We start from the raw sequence: 23,907 nt of genomic DNA, 5'->3' as shown, positions 1-23,907 counted from the left end.
GAGTCTCTTTGGTCGTTTCGGCATCTGCTTTAATCGTTTTGTTGCCTGCTTTAGTTGTTTCGCCGCCTGCTTTAGTCGGTTCGCTGCCCGCTTTAGTCGTTTCGCCGCCTGCTTTAGTCGTTTCGCCGCCTGCTTTAGTCGTTTCGCCGCCTGCTTTAGTCGTTTCGCCGCCTGCTTTAGTCGTTTCGCTGCCCGCTTTAGTCGGTTCGCTGCCTGTTGTTTACTTTTTCAAATAAAAAAACAAGCCTGGTAAAACGGCCTGTGTAGAAACCTTATTTATTTATTCAAACCAAGTTTTAATTGAATCAACGAGATTCGCAAAGAACTCTTTTACTTTATCCCAGAATCCAGGATCGATTTCACCGATTTTCTCTTTGATTTTATTGCTCATATCCTCGAGTTGAGATGATAATTTGCTAAAGTCAATATCGAGACTGCGAATCTTATCCATCAAATCGATCAGCAGTTGACGGTCTGCTTCGTTCAACTCGATTTGCAGCTTCGATAATTGCTCATTCACAATTCGTTCGACATCTTCTTTGGTTGCAGGGTTTTGCTCAGCAATTTGTTTTTTAAGTTCCGTTAAAAGTTCTGAAACCTTATCTTTATCAATCCCGGAGCCTTCAGAGAACTTCGTTGCCAAGTTCAGTTCATCATTGGCGACATCTGTACGGTCCGTATCTAATTTTTCTCCGCTTACTTCATACGCTTTATAAATTCCTACGAGTGCCGAGTGTCCTGTTACTGGTTTCGGCGACGCCACTTCAACAATTGCATCTTCAATTCCAGCAGTTAACATTGCATTGGCGTACATATCCGCTGTTACTTGCGTGATGTTATCAGGGGTCACAATCGTAATAACAAGTCCTTTTCCAGCATCGCGTCTCGTAATTTTCGCTGATGAATACATGCGGGCATTTTTATTGCCATCTTTTATATAAGTCGTTAAGTCACTGCCATCAACCGTTACCTCTTCAACTTCCGCTTCATTGGCAACATCCAGACTTTCCTCTACGCTTATCTTTTCTGTTGCAGATAGATCCGCGCCGTAAACGACAATCGGCACACCTAATTTTTCATCAATAACCTTATCTGCATAAGTCGTTTCGGGTACTACAAACGCAACTAAAAGCGCAAGAGATGCAATGAACATCATTAACCTCTTCATAAATTCAACCTCCTTTATCTACCTATTAGTACGTCTTGGCTAAAAAAAGGTTCCTGCCTACTCGGATATTTTGGTCCAACCATCTTCCTGCGCAACTTTTCGTTCCTTCATCAGTCGGCCAAGCGCTCGTTTAAAAGCACCTTTACTCATGCTGAACATCTCTTGGATTTCATCCGGCGTAGACTTATCTGTAAAGGGCATTTTCCCGCCGACCTTTTGTAAATAATCGAAAATTATTTCAGCATCTCCCGACAAACGTTCTTCGACACGCGGAAGCATTGAACCGTTCATCGTTCCATCATCATGGACTTCGATTACGCGAACATCGACTTCTTGTCCAAGACGCGGCTCCCTTTCCTGCTCCGTGTTATGAACGAAAATCCGATAATTTTCAGGAATACTCAACATAAAGGAACCTACCGGTAATAAACGGTATGCTCTCGCTTTCAAATTCGTATTGAATAGATTTGGTTCTGCTTTCGTGTAATGTTCCATCACTCGTTCTTCTGTTGCGAGCCTGCCGAAAATCTCTCCGCCTAAATCTGTACGCAACGTCATGTATAATTCATCGCCCGGCTTCGGCCACAATGAGCGAATTCTCGGCATATCAGCGCCGTTAACAAGAACTTCAAAAGAAGAACCAATATCAACATAAACGCCTTCGCGATCATCTATGCGGATTACTGTTGCCCAACCGAATGTATCTGCTGTCATATTCGGCATTTTCATTGTAGCCGTTAATTCGCCGCGACGATTGGCATATAAAAATACATGCACGAAATCCCCGACTTGCACGCCTTCTTCTGAATCGGAAACGTTTAACATAATATCATTTTCATCGCCGCGAAGAACCCATCTCGAACCTTCTTGACCGATTATTTCCAATTCTGCTGTCTTTCCAGACTGTAATTGTTCCATATACTATCATCCTTTTTCTACTGTTTCTTATCATTTAATTTTTTCACGAAGTCAGTTTCCTGTTCTAATGTCTCTACTAAAGCGGTGATGCGGTCAATCGCATTCCAGCTCAAATGATGTTCAATTCCTTCTACATCACCGTAAATATTTTCTTCTTTTACACCGATAATTCGGAGAAAGTCCTCCAGAATATCATGGCGTTTCACTAGTTTTTTTCCGAATGCGAGACCCTTTTCTGTCAATTCAAGACCTTTATATCGTTCATAATGCACATAACCATCTCGGTCTAATCGTTGAACCATTTTTGTCACTGATGAAGGAAGTACATCGAGTGATTCCGCAATGTCAGATGCTCGCGCAATTCCGTTTCTTTCAATGTGTAAATAGATTTGTTCTAGGTAGTCTTCCATACCTGGTGTAGCCACTATAGATCGCCTCCAGTATGTATTCCCCGACTGATACTCATACTCCTTTTTTATTCTTCGTGTTTAGCATGTAGATAGAGGGGGTAAATTCATACTAATATCGAAAAGGAGTGAAGATTGTGGGCCGAATTCTTTGGTTTATCATAGTTGCGCTGATTGTATTTTGGTTGTTAGGACTGATATTTAAAATCGGCGGAGGGCTAATTCATATTATCCTTGTCGTTGCAGGAATTATTTTCATCCTTCAACTTATAACCGGCAGAAGAGCTGCATGACGAAAGGGATGTTGACTTCACAATTCGTGGAAGCTCAGCATCCCTTTCCTATTTATCTAGCCTTTAGCAATCATACGCCAACGCACTTTGCCTTATTCAATTTTCGCATAGATGCATGTGTTTCGTAAACTATTTCCATCAATCCCTATAGAATCTTGCTTTAAAATACCTTCTAACTGAAAATTAACACGCTCTGCCAACAAACGGCTTTTATGGTTTTCCTCATCGCAACGAATTTCTATGCGACGCGCACCTAATTCCTCAAATGCAAACTGTGTAATTCTTTCAACCGCTTCTGTCATATACCCTTGACCTTCAAATTTAGTATCCAGCCAATAACCGATTTCAAACTTCGGTATGCGCCAATCAATTCGATGAAGCCCAGATGAACCGATAAACTCTCCCGTTTCTTTTAAATAAAGATGCATTCGCAAATCTTTACGGGTTATAAAGTCAGCAATCGATTGCCTCAAGCTCTCTTCCGTTTCATGCAACTTGAGTCCAGGCGTTGCCCATGGCATCCACAAACGAAGTGAATCCATCGATTGTTGGATTGAATTCCAGACATCGAGTCCGTCTTCAATTTTCGGTGCACGAATAATGAGTCGTTCGGATTCAAATGCATCCGGAAAGTTGGGTATTTGAGAAGATGAAAGAGACGGATTTATCTCCGTGTTGTCTCCGTCTTCCCAAACGACAGGAGTTGTCGTCCCTTTATCAAAATCTTCTCGTGTAATGCCATAAGTAACAGCATCATAATACGAATTTTCTTTTGGTGAAAACCAAGCATTTCGCAGATGCGCCTCTTTAACGAAACCGGCACGCTCGAATGTTTTTCGCATAGCAAGATTATCCTGTCTCGTATGTCCTTCGAGTCGTATTTTACGCTCTTTCAAATTAAAAACGTATTTAGCGACAAGACGAAGTGCTCGTGGCCCGTAGCCATAACCCCTTGACTGATCGGCAATTCGTAAATCGAAGAGTGGAATTTCGTCTTGTAAATCGTAAATTTTCACGATGCCTACTTTTTCGTTGTCTTCATTTTCCACCCAAAATGTTTTTACTTCATCCGATTCATATCCGCCTTCTTCAATCGCTTTTTCAATAATATCACGACCGGGATGAGAATGGCCGTGGTAAGGCCATGTATTGGTCGTCATGAAGTGAATCAGTTGTTCTTGCTCTTCCATCGTCCATTCTTTTAAATGCATTAACATCCGTCCCCCATTTTCGAACTATCTATTTATGCGTATTAATCTAAGCGAATTCAGGACGACTAGGATTGTCGCGCCCATATCCGCGAAAATCGCAATCCACAAAGTTAACCATCCTGGAATAATTAGTAACAGGGCGATTAATTTCAGGCCTAATGCAAACATAATGTTTTCTTTAATAATTCGCAACGTTTTTCGGCTTAATTTAATCGTATAGGGCAATTTTTCAAGGTCGTCGGCCATCAATGCAATGTCTGCTGTTTCCAACGCGGCGTCAGTTCCTGCCCCGCCCATCGCAATCCCGACCGATGATGCCGCCAATGCAGGAGCGTCGTTTATGCCGTCTCCAACCATCCCGACACGACCGTACTCTTCTTCAAGTTGCTTAATCGCCGTCAATTTATCTTCAGGCATAAGTCCTGCGCGAACATCTGTCATGCCTAGTTTTTCTGCAATTGCTTTTGCTGTTTGTTTGTGGTCGCCGGTCAACATGACAGTATGTCGAATTCCGATTTCCTTTAACTCTTTAAGAATTGATTGGCTTTCTTCACGAATCGGATCGGCTACCGCGATCAAACCGCTGTATTCCGTTCCAGATGCAATCGCCATGACCGATTTCCCTTCTCGTTGGAGCGTTGATATCTTCTCTAAAGCTTTAGGCGGTACAGAAGAAATCTCTTGAATCCAATCGATACTTCCGACGTAAATCGGAATTTCACCGACCGATGCAAATGCGCCTTTTCCGGTTACTGATTGAAAATCAACAGCTTCGATTATTGCTAATCCTTTTTCACGGGCATAATTGACGATCGCTTTTGCAAGCGGGTGTTGGGAAAGCGACTCGACTGCGGCGATTTCTTGCAGAAGCCTTTCCTTTTCCACACCTTCATTCGGAATGAAATCTATAACTTCAGGGTATCCCTTCGTTAATGTCCCAGTTTTATCAAAAGCAATAACGTCTAAATGGCCTGTTTCTTCTAGATGCACCCCGCCTTTAATTAAAACGCCTTGGCGCGCGGCATTCCCGATTGCTGTAACAATCGCGACAGGCGTTGATATCACAAGTGCGCACGGACAGCCTACGACGAGGACAGCAAGGCCTTGGTAAACCCAAAGATTCCAGTCCGCGCCTAGAAGTGGCGGAACAACTGCTACAAGGAGCGCTAACACCATAATAGCCGGGGTATAGTATTTTGCAAAGCGATCGACAAACTTCTGCGATGGGGCTTTTTCCGCTTGCGCTTCTTCTACCAGATGAATAATTTTCGCAATGGTCGTGTCGCCTACTAATTTCGTTACGGCTATTTCCAATGCGCCTTCTTCGTTTAGCGTTCCAGCGAAAACTTCATCTTCTTTTTCTTTCAATACTGGAATTGATTCGCCGGTGATGGCTGCTTGGTTGATGGTTGATGAACCCGCTATCACCTTGCCGTCCATCGCGATTTTCTCGCCCGGTTTCACAATGAGTACATCGCCAACCCGGATATCCTCGGTTGGCAATTCAACAAAGCGTTCGCCTCTTTTTACAGTAGCAGTAGAAGGTGCAGCGTCCATCAACAATCGAATGGATTGCCTAGCTTTATTCATTGAATATGCTTCTAACGCCTCGCTCACTGCGAAAAGGAAAACGATAATGGCACCTTCTCGCCACTCGCCGATGATTGCTGCTCCGATAATCGCAATCGTCATGAGCGTCTTCATATCAAAATCTAAGCGAAATAGATTTTGTATGCCGATCTTGAACATGCTTGCGCCGCCAATGGCAATCGAAATTGCAAAAAATACAATCGATGGAACATATTTTTCGGAATGACTGATTGATAGCACAAAACCGATTGCTAGGAAAAATAATGATAAAGCTGAAATAATATTTTCTTTCCGTTTATAAAAAGGAATTAATGGTTCTAATTTCCGTTCGCTTGTCGACCTAACTTTTATGCCGTCAAAAGCGCCCGCTTCTTCAAGCTCTTCAATTGTGGTATTTCCTGTAATCGATAATTTTGAAGCGCCGAAGTTCACGTTCGCGTCTTCTACTAATGGTAAATCTTTGACGTTTTTTTCGAATTTCATGGCACAGCTTGCGCAAGTCAAATTTTCGAGCCGATATTCTTTTTTCTCAGTCGTTGTCACTGTCATCACCTTCTGTAGCATGGTCATAAGCGATTTTCACGAGTTGGTGTATGTGATTATCGGCTAATGAATAATAGACCATTCTTCCTTTACGCTTTGATTTGGCTAAAGAGTGGTCCCGTAAATAACGTAAATGATGAGATGCAGTTGCGTCTGAAGAATTGATAACCGCCGCCACATCACACACGCACATTTCTTCTTCCAAGGTCAAGGAATAAGCAATCTTTAGTCTTGTGTCGTCTGCAAGCGCCTTGAAAATTTGCACCATGCCGTCCAGGTTCGGAAGCAGTCCTTGAACGCGCTCGACAACATCTTCATGTACACTTTTGACCTCACATATATCTTTAATCGTCATCATGTTCACCTCATTCAAATGGTCGTTTGATTATAGAATAGTATATGCAAATTTTTTTGATGTTGCAAGGATTATCAAACGAATGTTTGAATATGTTTTTCGACGTTTTTTCGCGGTCTTTTCCAGACTAAGAAGAGCATTGCAGTAAAGCGTTGTAGGTGACCATTGCAAACTAATCATGTAGTATTTTATATATCGCTATCTTTTATTCTAAGTGAAGGAAGTGTATTTAATGTATAAACGAATTCTAGTTGCAGTCGATGGTTCAGAAAACTCAAAGCGGGCAGCGCAACATGCCGCAAAACTGGCAGCATTGAGCAAGGAGACGCATGTCGAAATTTTATACGTCCAAGACTTTGAAAAAATAAAATCCGATACACAAATAGCACGGACCGCTACGATCGATAGCGAAAGACAAAAAAGAATCGCCCCGATTAAAGGCGTATTTGAACAGCCGCCCGTCAGTCACGAGTTAATCGTCAAGCAAGGAGAGCCGGGTTCGACAATTGTCAGTTTCGCTAATCGAGGCGGTTTCGATCTAGTTGTCATCGGCAGCCGCGGTTTAAATTCATTTCAAGAAATGGTGCTCGGCAGCGTGAGTCAAAAAGTAGCCAAACGAGTCAATGCACCAGTGATGATTGTTAAATAAGATTAAAAACAGAGCCCTAATTCGATGATGAATTAGGGCTCTTTCATGTACCTGTAATTACGAAGGGAGATTTAATTGCCACGATACGCCATACCGGTCATTTATCCAACCAAACCTCTGACTAAACCCATAATCGCCAATTGGCATAAGCGCTTCTCCTTCTTCAAGAAGTTTCTCATAAAGGTCGTTAATTTCCTCTTCAGTATCGCAAGTTACAAAAATCGAGAAGGAAGGCGTAAAGGTAAACTGATGTTTCACATTACTGTCAATGCACATAAACGCTTGTCCTTTCAAGGAAAATGTCGCCTGCATGACAGTTCCTTCGTCTCCGCTTTCACCTGCTCCGTAACGAACAATACTTGTAATTTCCGAATTGTCGATGAGTGAAACGTAATAATTCATCGCTTCTTCCGCCTTGCCGTCTTCAAACATCAAGAATGGTGTAACTTTCCCCATTATCAATCGACTCCTTCCCTTCAATTTTTTAAAATAGAACTAAGCCGATTAATGACCCTATTCTACTTCTCTTCTTTATGCAAAACATCATGTAGATCATCCGTGCCGGATATATCCGCTAATTTCACATTCGACCGATAAGCTGCACGAACGAGCAAATGCCCCGCTACGGGAGCCGTCAAAAATACAAACACAATTCCCAATAATAAACGGACACTGATAAAGTGAGCCGTCGACCAAAAGTAAATAAAGGCGCCTAATAATGTCAGTAATACCGCTAATGTCGAACTTTTCGTCGCTGCATGGGACCTTGTGTAAACGTCAGGCAAACGAAGCAATCCATAGACGCTAATGACACTCATAATTCCACCCAATAAAATAAATAAAGCTCCAACGAATTCACCGATCTCGCTTGCGTTCAACGACAACACCCCTCTCGATAAACTTTGAATAGGCGATTGTTCCGATGAACGATAAAATCCCTAAAATAAGAATAGCCTCAAGAAAGGCTTTTGTATTCATCAAGACTGAAATGACAGCGATTGAAGCGATTAAATTCACGCCGATCACATCAAGCGCTAAAACTCGATCAGGCATCGATGGCCCGAGAATAATACGCAGTACAGCCATCCCGATGGCAATTGCAAATAAAACAAGCGCAATTGTAATCATCATTTGTATCATTAACGGGTCACCTCCATGATTGCTTTCTCAAAATTTTTCAACTGACTCAAAATCGCGCCGCGCTCACTTTCAACATCCATCGCATGGACGTAAAGGACATTGCCTTCCGGCGAGACTTCCATTACGACGGACCCCGGCGTCAAGGTTAGCAATAGTGAAATCATTGTAATCTCAAGGTCGCTTCGCAACACAGTCTCATGCCTGAAAATGCCAGGTTGTATTTTCAGCTTCGGACTTAAAATTTGTTTCAAAACGAGCACGCTCGATTGGATTAATTCCCAAATGAAAATCAAGAGCAGTTTAAACGTCGCGTAGACTCGCCGCAAATAGAACCGGGTACCGAAAAAGCGATGCATGAGAAAGATAACGCCAATCCCAACGAGAAAGCCTGCGAAAAATGTAGTAAGGATTATTTCGTCTTCATCGATTAACAGCATCCACAGAAATGCGATCACGATATTCAATAACAACTGGGCCAGCATGACTCGTCCACCTCACTTTCCATTACCGATTTCCATTCATGACCGCGTCTATGTAAATCTGAGGATTCATCAATGTTGTCGCTGCATCGCTGACATAGGCGGCAATGCTTTCCGCGCCGATTCCGAGCGCAATCGTCCCGATCCCCAGAACGACGCACGGCAACAACAATCTATTCTGTAGCGGGGTTTCTTCATCCTCACTAATAATTGTTTCGCCCCAAAAAGCATTCATGAAAATTTGCAGGAGCGAGTATAGAACGAACATGCTCGACAGAAAAGCGATTGCCAAAAGCGTGTAAGACCCCGCTTCCACAGCACCTTGACCAACATATAGCTTTCCTATGAATCCGCTGAGCGGCGGAATGCCGGCAAGCGACAAGGTCGTTAAGAAAAACAACCATCCCAATGCCGGATAATTTCGGATTAACCCGCTCATCTCTTCAATACGCGAAGTCCCCGTCAAATAAATCATCGTCCCTGCAAGTAAAAACAATAAAGCTTTAATAATCATATCGTGGACGAGGTAATAGATTGAACCCATTATCGCCACTTCTGTAGAAACTGCTAGTCCCACTAATATAAAACCAATCGTAATGACAACATTATACGTCACGATTTGACGAACATCTTTATACGCAATCGCGCCGATACTTCCGCCAATCATCGTGAGTGCCGCCATGACACCGATCAGCGTATGTGTAATGGATGGTTCGTGGTAAAAAATAAGCGTGAATGTCCGGAACATCGCGTAAATGCCGACCTTGGTCAGAAGCGCGCCAAATAACGCAGCAATCGCTGTTGGCGGAGCACTATACGAGCCCGGCAACCAAAAGTAAAGAAGAAGACCCGATTTCAAACTGAAGACGATTAAAAAGATCAGACTAATTGTCGTAAGTAGCGGGCCTTGCCCCACTTCCGCAATCCGTTCGGACAAATGCGCCATATTGAGCGTTCCTACTGAACCGTATAAATATGCGATACCTAGCAGGAAAAACCATGATGACAAGACATTGATAACCACATATTTAATTGATTCAACAAGTTGAACTTTTCGTCCCCCGAGGGTGATCAGCACATACGAAGCCAATAGCATGACTTCGAAACAGACGAACAAGTTGAAAAGATCCCCCGTTAAGAAAGAACCGTTCACACCCCCTATTAAAAACAACACGAATGAGTAAAAGTACATATTTTCACGCGTCGCTCCAATTGTGGAAAACGCATAGAGCAAAATAATTGTCGACACAATCGCTGTCGTCAAAACTAAAAGAACTGAAAAGGAATCAGCGACAAACAAAATCCCATACGGCGGCAGCCAACCACCGAAATCGAGGCGCAAAATACCCTCCGACTGGATAGCATTTAGAATAGAAATGCTGACAACCCCTGTTGCGATAACCGCGAGAAGACTTAAGACGCGCTGCACTTTTACGAATGAACGTAGAAAAATCAGGATAACACCCGCCAACAATGGAATAACCATTGGAAGAACTACGATATTATTCATCTGTAAAACCCCGCAGTTCCTTGGAATCGTCCAAACCAGTTTCTTTATACGTTCGATACCCAAGCACCAACAAAAATGCAGTAACCGCAAAGCTAATCACAATCGCTGTCAAAATGAGCGCTTGCGGAAGCGGATCCGTATAGCTAGTCGCATTTTCATCTAATAGCGGCGCACTTCCTTTTTTCAACCCGCCCATCACCATTAATAAAAGATGGACCGCATGAGATAACACAGCACTTCCTACTATTATTCGTATCAAACTCCGGGACAGTAGCAAGTAGACAGCTACGGTCACAAGTATTCCAACCAGAATCGTTATTAACGTTTCCACCTGCTACACATCCTCACTAATACTTAATATGATCGTTACAACTGTTCCGACAACTGTCAACGCAACCCCTACTTCAAATAAAACAACGGTCGCTAATTCTGTATCACCGAACACCGGCAAATGAAAAACGCCGAATGTTTGAGTTAAAAAAGCTGCGCCAAATAAAACCGCCCCTACACCCGTCCCGACTGCAAAAATAACGCCGACGGCCGCAACCTTCTTGAAATCAACCGGGATACCTTGTTGAACAGTTTCGATATCATGCACCAAAAACAATAAGACTAAGGCAGACGAAAGAACAAGACCTCCGATAAAGCCGCCGCCCGGGCTATTATGACCGGCGAAAAACAGCTCCACGCCAAAAGTTAAAATGATGAAAACAACAGCTTTTGTTACTGTACGCAAAATGACATCATTAGTCTTCAACGTCTCGTTCCCCCTTCCTCGCCTTGAGTTTAATCAATGTATACACACCAATACCAGCGATGAAAAGCACGACGACTTCCAGCATCGTATCGAACGCACGAAAATCTCCTAAAATCGTATTGACGATATTTTTACCGCCTGTTAATTCATACGCATTTTCAAAATAAATCGAGATAGAATCGAATAATTTATTGCCTTGAACTGAAAGCGCAATAACCGTGACAAGCACACCAGCAGAGATTGCGATAATTCCATTCAGGATTTTCGATGAACGAACCGATTTTTCTCGCTTTAATTCCGGCAAGAAATAAAAGCATAAAAGGAATAATGCAGTCGTCACCGTCTCGACAACAATTTGCGTCAAAGCCAAATCAGGTGCACGGAATATGACAAAAAACAATGCGATTGAATAGCCCAGAACGCCGTTCAATAAAATGGCTGTGACACGCGATGGAACGAAGACGATGCACACAGCAGCAATCGCCATGACTAAGACTAGAATCACTTCATTGATCAATATAGGCGCGTCGTTTGAAACGTCAAATGAAAAACCGCCGAGTAACACTAGACTCCCACCCACCGCAAACAGAAAGAATCCGAATATATATGTAAGATAATCGCGAAGATGTCCTGACATATAATAATTCGTGATTGCGGTTGAGCTGCTTTCCATTTGCTTCAAAGACCAATTATAAAGCGTGTCCAAATTCCAAAGCATCGGACCAACTGAATATAGCGAACGCCAACGATGCAAAGAAATGTACAATAAAAACCCGATAATCACCACGCCGATTGTCATGAGAAGCGGCATATTGTTTTTCAGTCCGTGCCAGGCCGAAATATGGGGTGTTAACTGATCAACATCCAAGAAAGTCGGATAGATCGCGGCCATCGCAGGTCGCAACAAATAGTTTCCGATGATATTCGGAAAAAAGAAAATTCCAACCACAAGTACTGCCAAAACAGATGGCGCGATCAGCATTCCCTTTGAAGCTTCATGCGCTTTTCTGTCCAGTCGATCCGGTTGATGTTCGCCGAAAAACGTTTGAAAAACAATGATCATACTGTAAACAAACGTAAAGATGCTGGCTATCCATGCGACAATCGGAAAAATAGTTCCCAATGAACGAATTGATAAGACATCGAAATCGCGCATCATTAACATCGCTTCAAAAAACATTTCCTTACTAAGAAAACCATTAAACGGCGGCAATCCGGCCATTGAAAAACTTCCGATCAGCGCGATTGAAAATGTCACAGGCATAAGAGACATTAGTCCCCCGAGTCTTCGAACGTCACGTGTACCGACATTATGGTCGACAATTCCGACGACCATGAAGAGTGCGCCTTTGAAAGTTGAATGGTTGATTAAATGAAACAATGCAGCGAAAGTTGCTTGCGTATACAGAATTGAATCCGAGGAAACGCCGGCGTTTAGTGCTACAGAGCCCAGTCCAAACAAACTCATCACTAACCCGAGTTGACTAATTGTCGAATAGGCTAACAGCGCTTTTAAATCAGTCTGTCTGATCGCGTTTAATGAACCCCAAAACAAAGTAAGCAGTCCGATACCGCTGACGGCATAAAACCATACTTCTTCACCGCCGAATATCGTTGTAAATCGTGCGACTAAATAGATACCAGCCTTTACCATTGTTGCTGAGTGTAAATAAGCACTCACTGGTGTCGGTGCTTCCATCGCGTCTGGTAACCAGATATGGAAAGGAAATTGTGCGGATTTCGTAAATGCACCGAGTAAAACGAGAACTAAAGCCGCGACAAATAATGGGTGATTCGTAAAATCCCCTATCGCTGCGATATTTTCTCTAATGCTGAATGTTCCAGTCATCGCATACAACATGACAAACCCGATAAGCATCGCCAATCCGCCTGTAACTGTGATGAGCAAGGACTTTTGCGCGCCGTATCTGGATTGTTTCCGGTGGTACCAAAATGCAATCAATAAGAAAGATGAAATGCTCGTTAATTCCCAAAAAACGTAGAGCACCATCATATTATCCGAAAATACTACGCCGAGCATAGCGCCCATGAACAAGAGTAAATACACATAGAAATGTCCTAACGACTCCCGATCGGACAAATAATAAATCGAATAAAGAATAACAAGACTTCCCACTCCCGTAATCAGGAGTCCGAATATTAAACTAAGACCATCCAAATATGTAGTGAAATTAATACCTGCGGAAGGAATCCAAGATATTGTTTTTATGTATGTTTCGCCAGCGGCAACAGAGGGGACGTATCTGACCAACCCTATAAATAATAAAATAGGAACAACGAGTACGAACCAACCAATATTAATACGTGGGATGAATTTATATATGAATGGAATGAGGATAGCAGCAATAAAGGGAATAAGTATTGCCATTAATATTGTTAACAAATGCTTACCTCCAATCTAAAACTTTTGAATTATAAAGAAAGCTTGACTCATGCGGTGACTGAGCGCATAATAGGATGCCATAGAGGACTTCAAATATCGACATATGTTATTAAGTGGTTTTTCTGCCTAGGGTTACTAATGTACAGTGGAAATTATACACTAAAATCGCTTTGTTCGCACTTAGAAGCATTTTGATCAATCAACTTGTCCTATTCGGCAATATCATATATACTAGTTAAGTTTTCATATACAGGAAAGTTTTCGTTCATGATTATGGAAAGACTATAATTAAACAAGAGGTGAATACCACCATGGGCAAGGTAAAAGGTCGTATGGACGAGGCTATACTCGTTTGTGTCTACTACGGTCCAAATGGTGAACGTCTCATAAGACGAGGACATAAAATGGCGAGTATCATGAATTGTCCAATTTATATTTTAACCGTGGATCCCCTTCCTTTCGACGAGTTCGATGCTGAGAAATCCGATTATGTGGAACGCTGGCAAGCACTTGCGGAGGAATTGGATATTGATGAATTTATTATTCGCGACAGCGAAAAACGTCCGTCTGCTAAAGTGATTGCGGAAGTTGCGCATGAGCATAATATTACGCAAATTATTATCGGACAAACTGCACAGAGCAGATGGGAAGAAATTACGAAGGGATCTTTCATGAATGTGTTATTGCGTGAAATTACTTTTGTCGATTTCCACGTTGTTTCCGTTGACCGTTCTATAAAAGATGAAATTGAAGGGATGTTCGAAAAGGGCGTCCGTGCTTATTTAGTTAAGGAAGGCGAGGATTATCGCGTGAAATTCACCTTGTCTAAAGATGCGTGTTATAAGGGGATTTTCTTTAAAGAAATCGGCACTGATTTTAACAATGGAATTTTCAAGTTCTTTAGCAACCATAAGATGTGCCAGGTTCATATAACTGATGATCTGGTTGCTAATCCTTCGTTGATTCAGGAAAATAAAAAAGTAAATTGAATTCGTTGTGGACATTTGTCCAACGTTTATAACATTTTCGAGTACTTGAATTATACATTATTCAGGTGCTCGTTTTTTTAATTCGTTGATTTCCGTTCCGGACATACACGTTGTACTTCATCCGGGCCGAGAATATCTAAAAGAGCCCGAATTCTTATGCGAATTCGGGCTTCATTTATGTTTTTAATTTTGATTTTGAATCAGAAAAATGGACGCGTGACTAGTTAGTCAATTGCCTCTTTTTCTTCTCCAACGATTTTCACTTCGAGTTCAAGGTCTACGCCGAAGTTCTTTTTGACTTCGGCTTTTACCATTTCAATGGTTTGTATATAGTCCGAAGCAGTTGCGTTGTTTTTATTGACGATGAAACCTGCATGTTTGACGGATACTTCTGCTCCGCCGAATCCTCTTCCTTGGAGTCCGCTGTCTTGAATGAGTTTTCCCGCAAAGTAGCCAGGCGGACGTTTAAAAACGCTACCCGCTGATGGGAATTCAAGAGGCTGTTTGGATTCTCTTTGGTAAGTAAGGTCTGCCATTTTGGCGTTGATTTCTTCTTGGCTGCCGACTTCAAGTTTGAAATCTGCCGATAGAACATAATAGCCTTTTTTCGTAATAATGCTTTGGCGATAGCCAAGTTCTAGCTCCTCTTTGGAAAGAACGATGCGCTTCCCTTCTTTTGTGAGCACGGTTACTTGGACGATAATGTCTTTAATTTCCCCGCCGTACGCCCCGGCATTCATCGCCATCGCGCCGCCTACTGATCCTGGAATGCCGCAAGCAAATTCGAAACCAGTTAATGACTTTGCGCCCGCAAGTCGGGACACGTCGAAAATATTCGCGCCGCCTTCTGCGTGAACAGAAGTGCCTTCGATTTTTATTTGATTAAGTTTTGATAAATGAAGAACAATTCCTCTGACTCCGCCGTCCCGCACGACCATATTGGATCCATTTCCAAGAAGGAGCAGCGGAATGTCATGCTCATGGGCATAACGCACGGTAGCTTCTGTTTCATCTATTGTAGTTGGGATGACAAGAATGTCGGCGGAACCGCCAAGCTTCGTCATCGTATATTTGCATAAAGGTTCATCGATTCGGAGTACACCGTGTTTAATTTTCCCTTGTAAATCTTTATACCACTGATGCTTTGACATCAACATCCAGTCCTTTCAAATTAGCCTTTCACCTCTATTAGTATGCTTGGAAATTGTTTATTTGACAAGGATTGTTTATTGAAAGAAAAAGAACACTTCTTTCTGACTACCTTTGGACGAGGGAAATAGTGATAACGCTGCTTTTTTTAGAGATCTATAATTAATTAAAACAAATAGCTTGAATTCAAGATACTCTCCCTTTATAGTAGATGATAGCTTCAAAAATAAAAGGAGGAATTTTAACATGAGTAAATGGGTAGTAGATGCTTCGCATTCAAACGTCGGGTTTTCTGTAAGACATATGATGGTTTCAAAGGTGCGCGGACGTTTCACGGGAGTCGAAGGCACGATTGAAGGGAATCCTGAAGATTTGACAGGGGCTAGCATAAATTTCAAAATTGACGCGGCGACAATTCATACAAACAGCGATGATCGCGACAACCACCTTCGTTCGGCGGACTTTTTCGATGTTGAAACATATCCGAATCTATCGTTTGTCTCTACTAATATCGTTAAGTCTGGCGACAATGAATATGAGATTACAGGAGATATGACGGTTAAAGGCGTTACGAAACAAGAAACGTTCAAAGCTGTTTACGAGGGCAGCGGAAAAAATCCATGGGGCGTGGATGTTGTTGCTTTTGAAGTTGAAGGTAAAATTTCAAGAAAAGAATTTGGCCTGACATGGAACCAAACGCTTGAAGCTGGCGGCGTTCTTGTCGGCGATGATATTACGATTACAATTGAAGTGCAAGTAAACCCTGCACAGTAATATAAATGAAAACGGACATGCGGCTTTAAAACCGCATGTCCGTTTTTCATATGTCGCAATTATCGTCTTTACAAGCGCCGTTTGCATCGCTGTTTAAAATTGTAAGCTTAGGTTGAATGCCTTCTTCTTCGGCAACTTTTTGAAGCGCCTCGGCAAAGGTTTCAGCGGGTTGTGCCCCGGATATCGCATATTTACGATTAATGACGAAAAACGGCACGCCTTGAACGCCAATTTGCCCTGCTTCGGTAATATCTGCCTTCACATCATCCGCGAACTCCTCCGAATGAAGGACTTGTTCTGCCCTTTCTTTTGAAATGCCTACATTTTCACAAATATCGATAAGCACATCATCTAAGCCAATTCGTTTTGATTCAATAAAATATGCATGGAGTAATTCCTCAGTCATCTTTTCTCCAAGCCCCTCTTGTTCAGCAAGTTTTGCAAGACGGTGGGCATTGAACGTGTTCGCTGGATGCATCGTATCGAAATTGTACTTTAGTCCAACAGTCTCCGCTTGCACGACGACATTATCGGTCATTCTTTTCGCTTCTTCTACGCTTATATTATATTTCTCTGCAAGTGATTCTTGCATTGTTTCATCTGTTGTTGCCGGAGCATTCGGGCCAAGTTCATACGCTTTGAAGACAACTTCCACTTTATCCCCTAGACCCGTTTTCTCCAAAGCTTCTTCAAATCTGCGTTTGCCGATGTAGCAAAAAGGACAAACGTAATCGGACCATACTTCAATTTTCATTGGTGAACACCTCTCCTTTTATTTATCATAAATTCTTTGAATTAAGGTAACAATGTATATGCCTGCACTAAAGTTCAAAAAGGAGGCTTTTTTGGATGTCGAAATCATTATGGCTTCGAACTGCTTATCCACGTGACGATTATCCTTCACTTGAGGAAGATCGACATTGCGATGTTTGCATTGTCGGTGGCGGTTTGAGTGGAATCGCGAATGCCTATTTCCTCGCAATGGAAGGAAAAGATGTCATTCTTCTAGAGAAAAACCTGATTTTAGAAGGAGCGACGGGAAATTCCACAGGTAAACTGACCGTCCAACATAATATCGTTTATGCGAATCTAATTAAAAAGTTTGGACTAGATGCAGCAAAACTATATTACGAAGTGAATAAAGAAGCAGTTCATTTCGGACAATCAATCGCCTCGGATGAAGAATTAAGGACCGCGAACTCCATTCTTTATTCTCAATCGAATTTCGGCACCCAAGAACTTCGGAGAGAATTTGACGCTTATCAAGAAATCGGCATTCCCGGGGAACTCGGCAGAAATTCAGAGCTGCCTATTCCCTTTGATGCAACTCTGACTTTGAAAAATGAAAGCCAAATACATCCAGTGCGATTTGGACAGAAGTTGGCACGATTGGCAGTCGAAGCCGGTGCACGAATTTTCGAATATACAGATGTTATCGAAATGGATTTCAACAGTAAATACTTGACGACTAAAACCGGTAATACGGTCCATTTCAATGAACTCGTTTTATGTACGCATTATCCCATTGAAGCACTTCGAGGTATTCAAGTTATGAAGCTAACCGTTGATCGTTCTTATATTGTTTCTGCCGAGGCGGATATGGCGTTGCAAGGACAGTATATTTCCGTTGATTCGCCGAAAAGATCTGTTCGAACTGCGAAAATTGACGGAAAAACTTATATTCTACTATCAGGCGCGAGCCATCCTGCGGGAATGAAAGAAAATACGGAAGCGCATTACACTCGTTTATATGATGATATGGAGGACACTTTTAAACTATCTAGAACTAAGCTGGGTTGGTCAGCGCAAGATCCTGGGACGCCTGACATAATTCCTTATGCCGGAATAATATCTTCTGACATGCCTCATATCTATTTAAGTACGGGGTACAGAAAATGGGGACTTTCAAACTCGCTAGCTTGCGCAAGAATTATTAGCGATCAAATTGTCGGGAAAAAGAACCGCGCGACTCCCCTATTCGCGCCAAGTCGTACTGGATTCGGGGCATTTGTACTTCAAGCATTAAAATTAACCGGGCTAGTCACCAAAGAATTCGCAATCGGACATATTACAAGGAGAGAAGCGCCAATCTGTACACATATGGGTTGTAGAACGCGGTGGAATAATGCTGAAGAAACATGGGATTGCCCGTGTCACGGCTCACGCTTCAGAAAAGACGGTTCCGTTCTCGAAGGGCCTGCTACAAAACCGCTGAATCTATCCCGCAATAACGTTCCGTAAAACCCCATCAACGGCACCAAAGTGCGGAGGAATAAAAATCAATTCCTCCCTATTGCCCGATTGGTTCAACTAACAATCAGTTGAGAAGAATTGAACTGCATTCTTCCTTAAAAACCACTGATTGAAGTTTCACTTTATAAACTAATCCCTTCCCCTTTGCGGTATACTACCCTAAAAGGGGTGTTTCAACTGACATTACGTGAAATAAGGCGCATTCGCTGGTCGAAAGAAGACCGTTATCCGTTCAACCCTGAAGTTGTTCAAAACTTCGATTCACTAAATTTGACCGCTCCCGTGACAATAATTGCTGGTGATAATGGAAGTGGCAAAACGACGCTCCTTGAAGGAATTGCTGCTGCCGCTGGAAGTATTTTGATCAGCGGCGAGCATATGGAAATGGATCGTTCTTTTTCCCCGGCATTTGAATTAGCGGATGAGTTAAAATTAATTTGGTCCGTGAAAACAGGCAATGGTTTCTTCTTCAGAGCATCCGATTTCATTACATACACACGCAGCCTCGCAAACATTCGTGAAGAGGCGCGAATTACGATGGAAGAAATTAAAAAACGCGACCCGAACAGTCTTGAAATATTACCCTATGCCCGCACCTATTATGAACTTCGCCATTTATACGGCGTGGGGCTCGATAAAAGGTCCCACGGCGAAAGTTTTCTGGATTTATTTCAAGCGCGTTTTAAACCCGATGGATTCTACATACTTGATGAGCCGGAAGCACCGTTGTCGCCAAACAGGCAACTAAGTCTGCTCGCCATGCTCCATGACATGACAAAAGACGGGGCTAAATTTCTAATCTCGACCCACTCGCCGATTCTCATGGCCTATCCCGATGCGGATTTATATGAAATCCAAGACGGCGAACTTGTAAGTCGTTCGTTTGACGAAATCGAACATGTTCAGCTAACGCGAAACTTTTTGAATGAACCTGGAAGGTATTTGCGACATTTGTTGGATTGAAAATATGAATTCCAAACCTCGCATTTCTGCCAATAAATTAAGTAATAATGATTATGTTCATTGAAATTCGCTTCAGCGCTAAGGAGGGATTTAACTGTATCCCTCTTTTTTGTGCCATCGCTACCACTTACAAGATACTTAATTCCTCGTAGATTTATAAATGAAGTCTTTCATTCTAGCTGACTCGATAATCAGTCATATTAATACAAAATCCACCTTTTAGTTCAGTCCGAATTAAATATCACCTGAAATTTTGTTTCAATATTTTCGCTATAATATGAAACTTTACTTTATTAATTTCATAAAGATAATATTCCCCTTGACACCTTGATGCGACTCACTTCCTTCCTCTTTCCCAAAGTTATACATATGCCGTTACTCCCGGTACTTTTCAATCATAATTTCATCGATAATTACAAATTATAGTTCTCAAGTGGCGTAGACAGTTTTTTAACTATCCTATATCTTTAAAGTGTTGTAAGACTTTTTCAATATTTTGTTTATTCTATTAAAATTAGTCAGGAGGAGACGTATGCGACGCAATGCAGTGTATTTTTCGATGGCTGCGGTCTTAACGACGACATTACTATTCAATACGGGGACCGCGACAAATGCCGAAGATGGGAAGATTAATAGGTCTACAGTCAAAAAGAAAGAAAACAAGTTAGCAACATCTAATCCGCATCCTGAATTTTCTTGGGGTAATTCTGGTCCCGTTTCACCGGTTCTGCATCCCGGCTCAGTCAAAGGTGCCGGCATGGTGGAAGAACCATTACTGGAGATTGATTCAGTTATAGAGGAGATGATCGAAAATGGAACAATGCCTGGTGCCGTGACGTTCGTTGCAAGACGCGGTCATATCGTTCAACATGAAGCCTATGGTCAAGCTGTATTGTATTCAGATGACACCGGGACAGAGGTTGAAAACCCCATTTCAATGGATAAGGATACAATATTCGACCTCGCCTCTATCAGTAAAATTTTTACAACTACTGCCGCAATGATGCTTTATGAAGATGGCCATTTTGATCTGGATGATCCTGTTGCAACCTATATACCCGAGTTTGCGCAAAATGGAAAAGGCGATGTAACAATTCGTCAATTGATGACACATACATCAGGTTTTACTGCTTGGGTTCCCTTGTACACGATTGGTAAAAGCCGGGAAGACCGCATACAATACGTGTTTCAATATCCATTGGCGAATTCACCGGGAACGAAATACACATATAGTGATTTGAACATGATTACTTTAGGAGAAATTATTGAACGAATTTCCGGAAAGGGTCTGGATAAATATATAAAAGAAAAAATTACTGGACCACTCGATATGAAGGATACAATGTACAACCCTACTGCAGAATTGAAAATGCGAATTGCTGCAACTGAATATCAGCCCGGGATAAACAGAGGGCTTGTCTGGGGCGAAGTCCATGATGAAAATGCATGGTCACTTGACGGGGTTGCCGGACATGCCGGGGTATTCTCCACCGCAAATGATTTGGCAAAACTTGCCCATATGTATGTAAATGATGGCCGTTATGGAGACAAACAGCTGCTGCAGCCTGAAACAGTTCAATTGTTGGTTGAAAATCAAATACCTGAATTCCCTGGAAACGACCATGGCTTAGGATGGGAGCTTTCACAAATGTGGTATATGGATGGATTATCAGAAGCCTCGACACTTGGACATACTGGTTATACGGGAACATCGATCGTTATCAATAAAAACAACGATACAATCGCTATATTATTGACGAATCGTGTTCATCCGACTCGTGCAACCGTCTCAACCAACCCGGCCAGACGTCAGTTCGCTCAACAGGTTGCTGATGCCATCCCTGTTTCTATGCCGAACAAAAAAGACGGCGCATGGTTCTCGGGATACGGCGGCCTTTTAGATAGAACCCTGACTGGAGAAGTCCATCTGGAAACGGATGCTACACTTTCATTCGACACATGGTATCGAACAGAACAAGGCTATGACTTTGGTGTTGTTGAGGTATCGAGTGATGGCGTAAATTGGAATACTGTAGTGGATCCATATACAGGCAGCAGCATTGATTGGCAATCCGATGAAGCACGCATACCTGCAGGCACTACCCACATCCGCTTCCGATATGATACAGACACTTATAATAATGGGCGCGGCTGGTACGTAGCCAATCTTAAGCTTACAGGACTAGGAAATGAAAGCTTGCCACTTGATGTAAGCGGTGACGGCTGGACGAAACGCAATTACTAAATCTTAGGAGGAGAAGAATTGAATTTATTTCGAAAAGCTCCATTTGTTTTAGTAGCTATATTTGCATTGCTGATCAGTCCTTTTAGCTTCTCGGGGAATGTCGTTAATGCGGAAGCTGGCAATCATGTGAAGGACCTGATCATTTTTCAAAACATCCCCGAAGCAACGATTGAAGTGGAAAATAACCAAATTGAACTTAAAGCCTTGCATCTATTTGATGACGGACATTTTAAAACGACATCCGGAAATTTGACTTGGCATTCCAAGAACAAAAATGTGGCTTCTGTGAATGAAGATGGTGTCGTCACATTTACAGGACAAAATGGACGAACGTTTATTACTGTGACGGATGGCGAGTTTACAGATGAAATCGCCGTTCACTACAAAGCGAGTGAATCCAATAAACATTCAGTGATCAAAGAAAAAGGTGATCGCTACAATGTCATCGATCGTGCAATCAATGGTATGACATTGAATGAAAAAGTCGGCCAGATGCTTATGCCTGATTTCAGGAACTGGAAAGGTCAAAATGTGACGAAAATGCTTCCGGAGATTGAACAGTTGATCCAAGAGTACCATCTTGGCGGCGTTATTTTATTCCGGGAAAACGTTGTTACAACCGAACAAACTGCAAGACTAGTAGCAGAATATCAAGAAGCTGCCGAAAAGTATGGTCTTCTGATGACAATTGACCAGGAGGGCGGAATTGTAACACGTCTTCAATCAGGTACGGACATGCCTGGTAATATGGCACTCGGGGCGACACGCTCCTCTGAAATTGCCCATGATGTCGGTCAAGTCATTGGTGAAGAATTAAATGCACTCGGGATCAATATGAATCTTGCACCTGTTTTGGATGTCAATAACAATTCAGATAATCCGGTCATAGGTGTCCGTTCCATTGGTGAATCGCCGGAATTGGTGGCGGAATTAGGTGTTGCCTATACGAAAGGTCTCCAAAGCGCCGGTGTCGCGGCGACTGCAAAGCATTTTCCGGGTCACGGAGATACGGCAGTCGATTCGCATCTTGGATTACCTGAAGTTCCACATGATAAAGAACGATTGATGGAAGTGGAGCTTTACCCATTCCAAAAAGTAATGGAGGCAAACATTGATGCGATCATGACCGCGCATGTTACATTTCCGAAAATTGACGATACGAAAGTGATTTCCAAAAAAGACGGTACGGAAATTTCCTTGCCAGCCACGCTGTCATATAAGGTTCTAACCGAATTGATGCGCGAAGAAATGGGCTATGAAGGGGTAATCATTACCGATGCCTTGAATATGTTGGCGATTGCCGATCACTTCGGTTCGGTTGATGCGGTTATCCGTTCTGTTAAAGCAGGAACAGACATCATACTAATGCCTGTAGGACTAGAGGCTGTTGTTGATGGTTTGCTCGAGGCTGTCGAAACGGGTGAAATCAGTGAAGAACGCATTGAAGAATCGGTAAAACGAATCTTGAAGTTAAAAATCGAGCGCGGCATTGTAAAGGCCGAAAACCCACAGCCTATCGAAGATGTGGTAGCCAATGCCGAAGCCGTTGTGGGATCCTTTGCACATAAGCAAGTCGAAGCAGAAGCAGCCAATCGTTCGATCACACTTGTTAAAAATGAAAATGCACTTCCATTGAACGTTGCGAGCAACGAAAAAATTGTTGTTGTAGGCAACACGTATATTGAGGATTTGTATACTTCAGTAAAGATTCACCATGAAAATACGGTGCTTATCAAGGCTTCAGGACCGTTAACAGATGCACAGCTACAACAGTTACAGGATGCAAGTGCAGTCATTGTCGGAACGAATACATCAACCGTTAGCGCCCGTGATCCTAACAGTGCACAAATGAGAATGGTGAATCAACTGATTGAACATGCAGATGCACCTGTCATCGGTGTTGGAATACGTAATCCATATGATATTATGGCCTTCCCCAACGTCGATGCTTATTTGGCACAGTATGGATTCAGGGATGCAAGCTTCAAGGCAACTGCTGCAACACTGTTTGGGGAAAACAATCCTACAGGACTGCTGCCGGTAACCATTCCGGGTCAGAACGGCGGCGTTTTATATGACTATGGTCATGGACTTTCATACTAAAAAGGAG

25 protein-coding genes are annotated in these 23,907 nt (G+C 42.5%); 9 read left to right on the top strand and 16 right to left on the bottom strand.

Features of this window, described 5'->3' with window-relative positions; genetic code table 11:
* Positions 1 to 8: 8 nt before the first annotated feature.
* Complete coding sequence (locus G8782_RS09525; RefSeq protein WP_172370696.1) at positions 9 to 236, top strand: hypothetical protein; 228 nt, start codon at positions 9 to 11, stop codon at positions 234 to 236.
* Positions 237 to 280: 44 nt separating this feature from the next.
* Here the strand turns inward: G8782_RS09525 and G8782_RS09520 are convergent, their stop codons facing one another.
* From G8782_RS09520 to mntR, 3 genes are read right to left on the bottom strand one after another with little or no spacing between them, the layout of a single operon-like run.
* Positions 281 to 1,168: a DUF1002 domain-containing protein gene (locus tag G8782_RS09520; protein ID WP_172370695.1), complete on the bottom strand. Its 888-nt coding sequence runs from the start codon at positions 1,166 to 1,168 to the stop codon at positions 281 to 283.
* Positions 1,169 to 1,225: 57 nt separating this feature from the next.
* Positions 1,226 to 2,086: a CvfB family protein gene (locus tag G8782_RS09515; RefSeq protein ID WP_172370694.1), complete on the bottom strand. Its 861-nt coding sequence runs from the start codon at positions 2,084 to 2,086 to the stop codon at positions 1,226 to 1,228.
* A 17-nt stretch (positions 2,087 to 2,103) separates the two neighbouring features.
* Positions 2,104 to 2,511 carry a transcriptional regulator MntR gene (mntR, locus tag G8782_RS09510; RefSeq protein WP_172370693.1) on the bottom strand — a complete coding sequence of 136 codons (408 nt, stop codon included), beginning with the start codon at positions 2,509 to 2,511 and terminating at the stop codon, positions 2,104 to 2,106.
* A 119-nt stretch (positions 2,512 to 2,630) separates the two neighbouring features.
* Here mntR and G8782_RS09505 point away from each other — a divergent pair, with 119 nt between their 5' ends.
* Positions 2,631 to 2,786, top strand: a complete 156-nt coding sequence (locus tag G8782_RS09505) for a lmo0937 family membrane protein (RefSeq protein WP_172370692.1) — start codon at positions 2,631 to 2,633, stop codon at positions 2,784 to 2,786.
* A gap of 92 nt (positions 2,787 to 2,878) precedes the next feature.
* Here G8782_RS09505 and G8782_RS09500 read toward each other — a convergent pair whose 3' ends face one another.
* From G8782_RS09500 to G8782_RS09490, 3 genes are read right to left on the bottom strand one after another with little or no spacing between them, the layout of a single operon-like run.
* Positions 2,879 to 3,997 (bottom strand): GNAT family N-acetyltransferase, encoded by a 1,119-nt coding sequence (locus G8782_RS09500; protein WP_172370691.1) that lies wholly within the window; start codon positions 3,995 to 3,997, stop codon positions 2,879 to 2,881.
* A 24-nt stretch (positions 3,998 to 4,021) separates the two neighbouring features.
* A complete protein-coding gene (locus tag G8782_RS09495; protein WP_172370690.1) occupies positions 4,022 to 6,136 on the bottom strand; it encodes a heavy metal translocating P-type ATPase in 2,115 nt (704 codons plus the stop codon).
* Positions 6,117 to 6,485: an ArsR/SmtB family transcription factor gene (locus G8782_RS09490; RefSeq protein ID WP_172370771.1), complete on the bottom strand. Its 369-nt coding sequence runs from the start codon at positions 6,483 to 6,485 to the stop codon at positions 6,117 to 6,119. Before G8782_RS09490 ends, G8782_RS09495 begins: the two co-directional genes overlap by 20 nt.
* A gap of 232 nt (positions 6,486 to 6,717) precedes the next feature.
* Here G8782_RS09490 and G8782_RS09485 point away from each other — a divergent pair, with 232 nt between their 5' ends.
* Positions 6,718 to 7,134, top strand: a complete 417-nt coding sequence (locus G8782_RS09485; protein ID WP_172370689.1) for a universal stress protein — start codon at positions 6,718 to 6,720, stop codon at positions 7,132 to 7,134.
* Positions 7,135 to 7,191: 57 nt separating this feature from the next.
* On the opposite strand, the gene G8782_RS09480 is transcribed toward G8782_RS09485, so the two are convergent.
* From G8782_RS09480 to G8782_RS09445, 8 genes are all read right to left on the bottom strand, one after another.
* A complete protein-coding gene (locus tag G8782_RS09480; protein WP_172370688.1) occupies positions 7,192 to 7,590 on the bottom strand; it encodes a VOC family protein in 399 nt (132 codons plus the stop codon).
* A gap of 62 nt (positions 7,591 to 7,652) precedes the next feature.
* Positions 7,653 to 8,012 (bottom strand): Na+/H+ antiporter subunit G, encoded by a 360-nt coding sequence (locus tag G8782_RS09475; RefSeq protein WP_172370687.1) that lies wholly within the window; start codon positions 8,010 to 8,012, stop codon positions 7,653 to 7,655.
* Positions 7,990 to 8,274: a Na(+)/H(+) antiporter subunit F1 gene (locus G8782_RS09470; protein ID WP_172370686.1), complete on the bottom strand. Its 285-nt coding sequence runs from the start codon at positions 8,272 to 8,274 to the stop codon at positions 7,990 to 7,992. Before G8782_RS09470 ends, G8782_RS09475 begins: the two co-directional genes overlap by 23 nt.
* On the bottom strand, positions 8,274 to 8,756 hold the full coding sequence (locus tag G8782_RS09465) for a Na+/H+ antiporter subunit E (protein WP_172370685.1): 483 nt from the start codon (positions 8,754 to 8,756) through the stop codon (positions 8,274 to 8,276). The genes G8782_RS09470 and G8782_RS09465 overlap by 1 nt, the downstream gene beginning before the upstream one ends.
* A gap of 22 nt (positions 8,757 to 8,778) precedes the next feature.
* On the bottom strand, positions 8,779 to 10,263 hold the full coding sequence (locus G8782_RS09460; RefSeq protein ID WP_172370684.1) for a Na+/H+ antiporter subunit D: 1,485 nt from the start codon (positions 10,261 to 10,263) through the stop codon (positions 8,779 to 8,781).
* Positions 10,256 to 10,594, bottom strand: coding sequence for a Na(+)/H(+) antiporter subunit C (locus G8782_RS09455; RefSeq protein ID WP_172370683.1), 339 nt, complete (start codon positions 10,592 to 10,594; stop codon positions 10,256 to 10,258). Before G8782_RS09455 ends, G8782_RS09460 begins: the two co-directional genes overlap by 8 nt.
* Before the next feature lie 3 nt (positions 10,595 to 10,597).
* The gene (locus G8782_RS09450) at positions 10,598 to 11,020 is read right to left on the bottom strand and encodes a Na(+)/H(+) antiporter subunit B (protein ID WP_172370682.1); all 423 of its coding nucleotides are present in this window, start codon (positions 11,018 to 11,020) and stop codon (positions 10,598 to 10,600) included.
* The gene (locus G8782_RS09445; protein ID WP_172370681.1) at positions 11,010 to 13,424 is read right to left on the bottom strand and encodes a Na+/H+ antiporter subunit A; all 2,415 of its coding nucleotides are present in this window, start codon (positions 13,422 to 13,424) and stop codon (positions 11,010 to 11,012) included. The genes G8782_RS09450 and G8782_RS09445 overlap by 11 nt, the downstream gene beginning before the upstream one ends.
* Positions 13,425 to 13,735: 311 nt before the next feature.
* On the opposite strand from G8782_RS09445, the gene G8782_RS09440 reads away from it, so the two are divergent.
* Positions 13,736 to 14,413, top strand: a complete 678-nt coding sequence (locus G8782_RS09440; RefSeq protein WP_172370680.1) for a universal stress protein — start codon at positions 13,736 to 13,738, stop codon at positions 14,411 to 14,413.
* Positions 14,414 to 14,637: 224 nt separating this feature from the next.
* Here the strand turns inward: G8782_RS09440 and murB are convergent, their stop codons facing one another.
* Positions 14,638 to 15,564, bottom strand: a complete 927-nt coding sequence (murB, locus tag G8782_RS09435) for a UDP-N-acetylmuramate dehydrogenase (protein WP_172370679.1) — start codon at positions 15,562 to 15,564, stop codon at positions 14,638 to 14,640.
* Positions 15,565 to 15,808: 244 nt separating this feature from the next.
* Between murB and G8782_RS09430 the strand changes: the two genes are divergently transcribed.
* On the top strand, positions 15,809 to 16,336 hold the full coding sequence (locus G8782_RS09430) for a YceI family protein (RefSeq protein ID WP_172370678.1): 528 nt from the start codon (positions 15,809 to 15,811) through the stop codon (positions 16,334 to 16,336).
* 46 nt (positions 16,337 to 16,382) lie between these two features.
* Here the strand turns inward: G8782_RS09430 and G8782_RS09425 are convergent, their stop codons facing one another.
* Positions 16,383 to 17,090, bottom strand: coding sequence for a DsbA family oxidoreductase (locus G8782_RS09425; RefSeq protein WP_172370677.1), 708 nt, complete (start codon positions 17,088 to 17,090; stop codon positions 16,383 to 16,385).
* Between the two features lie 95 nt (positions 17,091 to 17,185).
* Between G8782_RS09425 and G8782_RS09420 the strand changes: the two genes are divergently transcribed.
* The 4 genes from G8782_RS09420 to G8782_RS09405 all read left to right on the top strand — a co-directional run bounded on the left by G8782_RS09420 (position 17,186) and on the right by G8782_RS09405 (position 23,900).
* A complete protein-coding gene (locus tag G8782_RS09420; RefSeq protein WP_172370676.1) occupies positions 17,186 to 18,577 on the top strand; it encodes an FAD-dependent oxidoreductase in 1,392 nt (463 codons plus the stop codon).
* A gap of 180 nt (positions 18,578 to 18,757) precedes the next feature.
* On the top strand, positions 18,758 to 19,552 hold the full coding sequence (locus tag G8782_RS09415; protein WP_343035028.1) for an AAA family ATPase: 795 nt from the start codon (positions 18,758 to 18,760) through the stop codon (positions 19,550 to 19,552).
* A 532-nt stretch (positions 19,553 to 20,084) separates the two neighbouring features.
* On the top strand, positions 20,085 to 21,797 hold the full coding sequence (locus G8782_RS09410) for a serine hydrolase domain-containing protein (protein WP_172370675.1): 1,713 nt from the start codon (positions 20,085 to 20,087) through the stop codon (positions 21,795 to 21,797).
* 18 nt (positions 21,798 to 21,815) lie between these two features.
* The gene (locus G8782_RS09405; RefSeq protein WP_172370674.1) at positions 21,816 to 23,900 is read left to right on the top strand and encodes a glycoside hydrolase family 3 protein; all 2,085 of its coding nucleotides are present in this window, start codon (positions 21,816 to 21,818) and stop codon (positions 23,898 to 23,900) included.
* Positions 23,901 to 23,907 lie beyond the last annotated feature (7 nt).

It is taken from the genome of Sporosarcina jiandibaonis, from assembly GCF_013184495.1.
Lineage (GTDB): Bacteria > Bacillota > Bacilli > Bacillales_A > Planococcaceae > Sporosarcina > Sporosarcina jiandibaonis.
This window is presented reverse-complemented; position numbering and strand designations above follow the sequence as displayed.

What these genes read in the sequence shown, in the direction of transcription:
- G8782_RS09520 (WP_172370695.1), bottom strand. Translation starts at nt 1,168, where the DNA reads ATGAAGAGGTTAATGATGTTCATTGCATCTCTTGCGCTTTTAGTTGCG.
- G8782_RS09515 (WP_172370694.1), bottom strand. Translation starts at nt 2,086, where the DNA reads ATGGAACAATTACAGTCTGGAAAGACAGCAGAATTGGAAATAATCGGT.
- G8782_RS09500 (WP_172370691.1), bottom strand. Translation starts at nt 3,997, where the DNA reads ATGCATTTAAAAGAATGGACGATGGAAGAGCAAGAACAACTGATTCAC.
- G8782_RS09495 (WP_172370690.1), bottom strand. Translation starts at nt 6,136, where the DNA reads ATGACAGTGACAACGACTGAGAAAAAAGAATATCGGCTCGAAAATTTG.
- G8782_RS09490 (WP_172370771.1), bottom strand. Translation starts at nt 6,485, where the DNA reads ATGACGATTAAAGATATATGTGAGGTCAAAAGTGTACATGAAGATGTT.
- G8782_RS09485 (WP_172370689.1), top strand. Translation starts at nt 6,718, where the DNA reads ATGTATAAACGAATTCTAGTTGCAGTCGATGGTTCAGAAAACTCAAAG.
- G8782_RS09480 (WP_172370688.1), bottom strand. Translation starts at nt 7,590, where the DNA reads ATGGGGAAAGTTACACCATTCTTGATGTTTGAAGACGGCAAGGCGGAA.
- G8782_RS09470 (WP_172370686.1), bottom strand. Translation starts at nt 8,274, where the DNA reads ATGATACAAATGATGATTACAATTGCGCTTGTTTTATTTGCAATTGCC.
- G8782_RS09465 (WP_172370685.1), bottom strand. Translation starts at nt 8,756, where the DNA reads ATGCTGGCCCAGTTGTTATTGAATATCGTGATCGCATTTCTGTGGATG.
- G8782_RS09460 (WP_172370684.1), bottom strand. Translation starts at nt 10,263, where the DNA reads ATGAATAATATCGTAGTTCTTCCAATGGTTATTCCATTGTTGGCGGGT.
- G8782_RS09440 (WP_172370680.1), top strand. Translation starts at nt 13,736, where the DNA reads ATGGGCAAGGTAAAAGGTCGTATGGACGAGGCTATACTCGTTTGTGTC.
- murB (WP_172370679.1), bottom strand. Translation starts at nt 15,564, where the DNA reads ATGTCAAAGCATCAGTGGTATAAAGATTTACAAGGGAAAATTAAACAC.
- G8782_RS09430 (WP_172370678.1), top strand. Translation starts at nt 15,809, where the DNA reads ATGAGTAAATGGGTAGTAGATGCTTCGCATTCAAACGTCGGGTTTTCT.
- G8782_RS09425 (WP_172370677.1), bottom strand. Translation starts at nt 17,090, where the DNA reads ATGAAAATTGAAGTATGGTCCGATTACGTTTGTCCTTTTTGCTACATC.
- G8782_RS09420 (WP_172370676.1), top strand. Translation starts at nt 17,186, where the DNA reads ATGTCGAAATCATTATGGCTTCGAACTGCTTATCCACGTGACGATTAT.
- G8782_RS09410 (WP_172370675.1), top strand. Translation starts at nt 20,085, where the DNA reads ATGCGACGCAATGCAGTGTATTTTTCGATGGCTGCGGTCTTAACGACG.